Source organism: Neochlamydia sp. AcF95 (assembly GCF_018342455.1).
In the GTDB taxonomy this organism is placed as follows: domain Bacteria; phylum Chlamydiota; class Chlamydiia; order Chlamydiales; family Parachlamydiaceae; genus Neochlamydia.
This window is the reverse complement of sequence record NZ_JAEMUC010000018.1, coordinates 57,196-63,828: the sequence shown is the minus strand read 5'-3', so window position 1 is coordinate 63,828 and position 6,633 is coordinate 57,196. Positions and strand designations below refer to the sequence as shown.

At 36.0% G+C, this 6,633-nt stretch carries 6 protein-coding genes; all 6 read left to right on the top strand.

Going from position 1 to position 6,633, the window contains the following annotated elements:
- Window positions 1–417: 417 nt before the first annotated feature.
- A complete protein-coding gene (locus tag NEOC95_RS01370) occupies window positions 418–921 on the top strand; it encodes a transposase (protein WP_166156927.1) in 504 nt (167 codons plus the stop codon).
- 22 nt (window positions 922–943) lie between these two features.
- Window positions 944–1,495: a hypothetical protein gene (locus tag NEOC95_RS01365; protein WP_166156924.1), complete on the top strand. Its 552-nt coding sequence runs from the start codon at window positions 944–946 to the stop codon at window positions 1,493–1,495.
- Window positions 1,496–2,064: 569 nt separating this feature from the next.
- A complete protein-coding gene (locus tag NEOC95_RS01360) occupies window positions 2,065–3,870 on the top strand; it encodes a hypothetical protein (RefSeq protein WP_166156921.1) in 1,806 nt (601 codons plus the stop codon).
- Between the two features lie 462 nt (window positions 3,871–4,332).
- On the top strand, window positions 4,333–5,211 hold the full coding sequence (gene lpxC, locus NEOC95_RS01355; RefSeq protein WP_166156918.1) for a UDP-3-O-acyl-N-acetylglucosamine deacetylase: 879 nt from the start codon (window positions 4,333–4,335) through the stop codon (window positions 5,209–5,211).
- Window positions 5,211–5,678 (top strand): 3-hydroxyacyl-ACP dehydratase FabZ, encoded by a 468-nt coding sequence (fabZ, locus tag NEOC95_RS01350; RefSeq protein WP_166156915.1) that lies wholly within the window; start codon window positions 5,211–5,213, stop codon window positions 5,676–5,678. Before lpxC ends, fabZ begins: the two co-directional genes overlap by 1 nt.
- A gap of 43 nt (window positions 5,679–5,721) precedes the next feature.
- Entirely contained in the window at window positions 5,722–6,585 is an 864-nt protein-coding gene (gene lpxA / locus NEOC95_RS01345; protein ID WP_166156912.1) for an acyl-ACP--UDP-N-acetylglucosamine O-acyltransferase, read from the top strand.
- Window positions 6,586–6,633: the final 48 nt, after the last annotated feature.

The window sequence follows — 6,633 nt, the reverse complement described above, 5'->3', positions numbered from 1 at the left end:
CCTCCTTATTTGAATTTAGAAAAAGGCTGTTTGCAATTCTCAATAGCTGCTACTTACGGAGTTCGTTTAAATGGTATTATCAACTCATTAAAAATATTTTTTTGTCTATGTTTTCCTAAACACTTCCCTTTATTAAAGAATATTTAAATCAACTTGGAGTGGCTCTCAAACAAGAAAATTCCCGCAATAGCTTATCTAAAATTCAATGGTGTTGGCTGGCTTTTTGTTTGATGGGGATATTCATTACCAATTCAATCTGTTGGGCTAAATCTGAAAGGGCTCGGCTTAAAAGCTATAAGAAGATGGCTTTATCGGCCATGTTTAGACGTGCTAAGATTGTTTGGAATAGGCTGCTAATTTGTAGTGTTCTCGCCGTTCTGGGTAAACATGGCATTACAGAAGGCATTCTGGTTATCGATGATAAAAATCACTGTAGATCGAAAAATTTGGAAAAAGTTGCATTATTTACATAAAATCCGTGATAAAAAAACGAGAGGCTATTTTTGTGATCAAAATATAGTATTTCTTCAGCTAGTGACTAAAAAATTTTGCCTTCTCGTCTCTTTTGCCTTTTATTCTCCCGATCTCAAACTCACCCAATGGCAACAGGAAGTGAAGAAGCTAAAAAAATTGAGTGTTGTTAAAAAAGACCGTCCAAAAGAGCCTAAAAGGTTATTAGGATATCCAAAAAAATATACACTAGCTCTGCAATTACTCAAAAATTTTGCCTGTGAATTTCCTGTTTTTAAAGTCAGTTGTGTACTTGCCGATGCTCTTTACGGAAATAGTTTGTTTGTAGATGGAATAGAGATTATTTGGCCTGGAGTGCAAATTATTACTCAACTAAGAAAGAATCAAAAAGTCATGCAGGGTGAAAAATCTCTGTCATGGCAAGAATTCTTTGCCTTCTATAAAGGCTGAAAGCAGGAAATTTTCATTCGCGGTGATAAAAAAAATGTGGTGCAAGCCGGGAGCAAGATTGTATGTTCTTTCTCATCACAAAAAACGATTAATAATAGTCCTTAAATATGAGGGCGAAAATGAGTATCGCTATCTTATGGCTGCAAATCTTTCATGGAATATGAAAGATGTGATGCAAGGATATACTTTAAGATGGTTAGTGGAGGTTTTTATTGAAGATTGGAGTAGTCATTGTGGGTTTTGCAGTTTGGCCAAACAGTGCGGCGTTGAGGGATCGGAGCGATCTTTGATTCTAAGCCGGCTGTTTGACCACTGCTTTCTTTTTCATTTGTCTCAAACAAATTTCATTAAGAACAAACTCCCTTTAGCAACCTTGGGGAGCCTAGTAGAAAAGTCTAGAGTGGATGCTTTGTGCCAAGTCATAAGAGAAATTGTTGAGCATGAAAATTCAAAAGAACTCTTCCGCGATTTCAAAAAGAGGCTAGATGAAATCTTTGTTTTAAAGCCTTCTCGTAAACATTTAGATGCAGTACAAGAAAATGTAACTTTTGAGTCATCAAGAAAAGTTACCTAGCTGTCAAGAACAAAAAAGCATATCATCGAGTATTAGTGCTCCCCATAATATAAAGGTCAGCAATCGATTGAAAGAGGATTTTGCTTTCTAAAGGACCTTTTATTCATAAACTCATCTATCTTCCTTAAGAATGAGGAAAGAATTATCGCTTTTATTATGATCATGTGTTCTGTTAGCTGGTTTATAACCTTGCTCTGGGTTATTAGCGTCAATAGTTAAAAGAATTATCTTCTTTCATCTCTAACCGATTAGGCGAGCTGGCTCAACCACTTACCATGCGTTGGATTTTCTCACTATTTGAAGGAGTATTCCTGCTGATAAGGCATAAACCTGAGGATATGTGGGAGCTAGTCCTTAATTTAAAACTTACCAGACAACATATTTTGCAGGTTTTAGGCCCTCCTTTTCAGGAAGTATATGCGAAAAGAATTTAACCTATGAAACGGAGAGTAAAAAAAAACTTAAAAAAAGATTGTTGTTTATAAAAAAAGTTTTTATTCTTGGTTATGTTCTTTGAAGTCCATTAGAGAGCTTTCAAAGAATAAAAACTCATAAAAAAGGAGATTGCCATGAATACATCAATCAAAGCTTTCATTCCCTGTAGTAATGAGGTTGTTGCCTTTGGTTTAGCAATGACAGAAAAAAAAAACCAATTTGGCGAAAATGTTGGCCAAATTGTCGCTATAGATCAAAAGGGTTTAGTCGCTCCTATTAAATTTAGAAAGCTATTGGAAAACTTAGGAATTAGTCTTTCTAATGCCACTAATTCAATTCACGAAAAAGCTTCTTTCTTAGAAGCTTTAAAAAGAAATGGATATAGGCCAAAAATTGAGGTTATGCTAAGAGACACTACATTTAAGCAGCCGCACACGACAATCTCCCATATTTATCAGTTTAAAAAAAATGTTATTAAGACGAACACTAAGTATATAAACCTGGAACAAAATATTAAGGTTTTCTCCTCTAGATTCATTTTAAGAGCCGAGGATCCTAAAAGCCAACAGACCATGAAAATTGTTCATGCTCTCTACGACAAAATTAATAAATTACTTACATATACGCCTGCAGGGGGAACACCTCTTATTGATAAGAAGGATGGCTACCTTCAAATTATCCCAAATGGCATGCCTATTAATTTAGAAAGCTATAAAAATAACCCTCCCATAAGCCCCATGTATCCAGGAGGAGATTTCAGAACAACTGAAGAGTTTGCAAGAATTGCATCTGCGAATTTTGGTCCAAACGGTAAACTCTCCATTCAAAGTATTGATAATGCATACCGTACTATAATAAATGGGGCTAACTCCTCTCAACAGCCAGATAAGCAATCCGAAGAAATTTTAAAAAAAGCTTTAAGTTATTTATATGTCGAAAGAGTAGAGAAAAATCCATTTACTGGAAAAGAGACTGTGATAAAAGAAACCTCCCCTAATTATACAGCATATACACAAGCTAGAACACGTCGCACTTCAGCATATATTGATTATCTCAATACTAAAAATCGCTACAATTTAAGCAAGCTTGAAGATCAAAGAAAATGGCAAGTTCTTTCTCTTCAATTACAACTTGCCATTGATATTGCTGAAGATGAAGTAAAGAAATATAAATTTGTAAGACAAGCTTTGGATATCCTTGAGGCTTATGGGAATGATGCTGTAACATATGTTATTAATGATTCAAAAAACATTTATACAAAAAGCGAACAGACAGGCCAAATCGATAAAATACCGTTTCATATTTCATATGGTTTCCCTTCTAATTGGTATGAAGATGATAGTGGGTATTCTCAGTTTTCATTTACCTCTAAAGAGGCATCAGGAGAGGATACGACTAAAGATACACAATATGGTGGAGGAGGCTCGTTTCAATATGGACTTTTTTCTACTGAAGGTAGCTTCAGAAAAGAGGATAGGGAAGAGAGATCTCATATAGAAACTAGTGAGTTTAGGTTTGATTTTAAAATCGGAACAATTCCAATCTTAAGGCCTTGGATGAACACTGTACTTTTTGCTCTTAAAAACTGGAATTTAGGCGGTCAACCAGCAGGAATAATATCTGGAGGAATTTTTCCTGCTGCAGATAAGGATTCAATATCTAAAATATTACCTTATTACTCGACAGCCTTTGTCATTGCTAAGGATATTAAAATTTCTGGCAAATGGAGTGAAAGTGATTCTAAAAAAATTGAGACAGCTCTTAAAACAAATCTATCTGTAGGAATAGGCCCTTTTTCTATCAAAGGATCTTATAGCAATTCAAGTTCAAAAGACACATTTACCGCAACTGACAATAATGGAGAATTTAGTATACCTGGTGCTCAAATTATTGGGGTAACAAACACTGTTGTGCCTTTTGCTGCTCCCGATAAAGGCTAATTTTCTTTCTAATGTAAGAGCCAAGGTCATAAGACTTTGGCTCTCTAATGCATAAAACTTTCCGTGAAGCCTGCTATAAAGTGTGGAATAATAATATTTATACTTTTCTCAATGCCTTGAAGCTTCTCTACGCTGCTCTTTTCCTTCCGCAGGAAGGCATACACGAAATTCTGAGGGTTTACATTGTTGAGTTTACCATCCATTGGCTTATTAAAAACCTGAATTTTTTGCCTTTTAGACGACAATCAAGAAGTTCTTTTTCTTTGCTTTGCTATCAAATCTTAAGGTATCCTCTTGCTTTTAGATAAGGAACTCTTAGAATTACCTAGTAAATATTTTTAAATATTTTATTAGACGGAATTGTTTGTAGAAAGTAGCTTTTACTTGCTAAAAATTACAAGTTAAAGTAGAATGCCCCTGTTCCTTAATTCATTCATTTCCATTGCGTAAGAGAGCTAAATTGTGAGTGGTTTAAAACAAAACTTGATATCAAAATACCGTCAGCAGCGAACCTTAAAAGATTCTATTTCGTTCTCAGGCATTGGCATTCATACTGGAAAAGAAGTACAAATTACCTTTGTGCCTGCTCCAGATAATACTGGTATTACATTTTGTCGAGTAGATTTGCCGGATCGACCAATGATTCCAGCTTCTGTTAATTATGTCTATGAAACAAGCCGTAGTACCTCTATAGGGATTAACAATGTAGTGATTCATACCATTGAGCATGTTCTTGCCGCTGTGCGAGCCAATAATATTGATAACTTATGTATTGAGATTAAAGGAATTGAACCACCCGCTGCTAATGGAAGCTCCGATGTTTTTGTGAATATGATCGAAGAAGTCGGGATCCTTGAGCAAGGAGAACAAAAGCCTATAATTAAAATCCAAAATCCTATTCATTGGACGCAAGAAGATATATATATTATGGCTTTTCCTTATGATGGATACCGGATCAGTTATACCTTAAATTATCCACATTCTAAGCTCTTAAATTGCCAATTTTATTCGTTAGAAGTAAACAGTTACAATTTTAAGCATGAAATTGCTTCATGTCGTACCTTTGCTCTTTATAAAGAAGTGGCTTACCTATTGGATCACGGCTTAGCTAAGGGCGCTAGCTTGGATAATGCAGTAATTATTCATGAAGAAGCAGCTTTTAGTAAGGGGGGGCTTTTCTTTCCCGATGAGATGGTAAGACATAAAATTTTAGATATGATTGGAGACTTGTCTCTTGTAGGAATTGAATTTGAGGCGCACGTAATTGCTCTTAGGGCAGGTCATGCATCTAACTGCGCTTTTGCAAAAGAATTATTAAACTCTATTACGGAGTGTGCTTAATGGAAGTTCATGTAGCTGATTATCCAAAATCACTTGATATTAAACAAATAGCAGAAATCTTGCCTCACCGTTTTCCCTTTTTGCTGGTAGATCGAGTGCTTGATATTAATATAGAGCAGGGCTTAATCGTAGGACAGAAAAACCTGACTTTTAATGAAGCTTTTTTTCAAGGTCATTTTCCGGATACTCCTATTATGCCAGGTGTACTAATGATAGAAGCTTTAGCACAATTGGGTGGCATATTGATTCATATGAAGGGCTATCATGATAAGATAGCCGTGCTTTTGACTGTCAATAATGCTAAATTTCGCAATCCAGCTAAGCCAGGGGACGTTTTAATACTCAAAGTAGAAGGTATTCATCTAAGTTCCAAAGCAGGACGGATGCAAGCGACGGCTACAGTGAATGATAAAATTACTGCAGAAGCTGAAATCGGTTTTGCGCTAGTAGACAAAAGTCAGTTATAATAGGGTAGAAAGCTTTTATAAAATTATTTTGAGTAAAGAGAATATGAAAAAATCGAACATACATCCTACCGCCGTAATTGAACCAGGAGCTATTATTGGAGATAAAGTTACCATAGAGCCCTACGCGATTATTAAAGCTCATGTGAAGTTAGAAGAGGGTGTAACGATTAAGTCTCATGCTTACATTGACGGCCATACGATTATTGGCGCAGGAACCACTATTTATCCCTTTGCTAGCATAGGCACTCAAACACAGGATCTAAAGTATAAAGGTGAGACCACTTTTGTTAAGATTGGTAAAAATTGCCAAATCCGTGAGTTTGTAACAATCAATTCATCGTGTGGAGAAAATACATCGGTAGAGATAGGCGATGATTGCTTGATCATGGCTTATTGCCATATTGCCCATAATTGTATAGTAGGCAATCGAGTGATTATGAGTAACAATGCTACCCTTGCAGGCCATGTGATTGTAGAAGATTGTGCTATTATAAGCGGTTTTGTACCTGTTCATCAATTTTCCAGGATTGGTAAGTATGCAATGGTCGGAGGAATGAGCCGTATTACCCGTGATGTTCCTCCTTACACTATAGGAGCAGGCATTCCTTACAAATTTGGTGGAATCAATATTGTGGGGTTAAAAAGGCATGGTTTTTCTTTAAAGATTCGCCAAGAGCTCGGAAAAGCTTTTAAAATAGTTTACCGTTCTAAAGCATGTCTTGAAGAAGCGCTGCTCCAAATTGAAAGAGAACTTGAACCTCTTCCAGAAATTCTTCATTTTGTAGAGTTTTGCCGTTCCTCTAAGCGTGGTTTACTAGGATTGGAAGGAATCACAAATTTTGATGATGAGGTAGCTCAAGCTGAAAAAGAGGCTGAAACTGAGCTTATAGCTAAGATTGAAAGATAAACCCTTTGAGGATGGGCTGTTTTAAAAATAGCCACAAGCGTTTACAGC

What these genes read in the sequence shown, in the direction of transcription:
- NEOC95_RS01360 (WP_166156921.1), top strand. Translation starts at nt 2,065, where the DNA reads ATGAATACATCAATCAAAGCTTTCATTCCCTGTAGTAATGAGGTTGTT.
- fabZ (WP_166156915.1), top strand. Translation starts at nt 5,211, where the DNA reads ATGGAAGTTCATGTAGCTGATTATCCAAAATCACTTGATATTAAACAA.
- lpxA (WP_166156912.1), top strand. Translation starts at nt 5,722, where the DNA reads ATGAAAAAATCGAACATACATCCTACCGCCGTAATTGAACCAGGAGCT.
- NEOC95_RS01370 (WP_166156927.1), top strand. Translation starts at nt 418, where the DNA reads ATGATAAAAATCACTGTAGATCGAAAAATTTGGAAAAAGTTGCATTAT.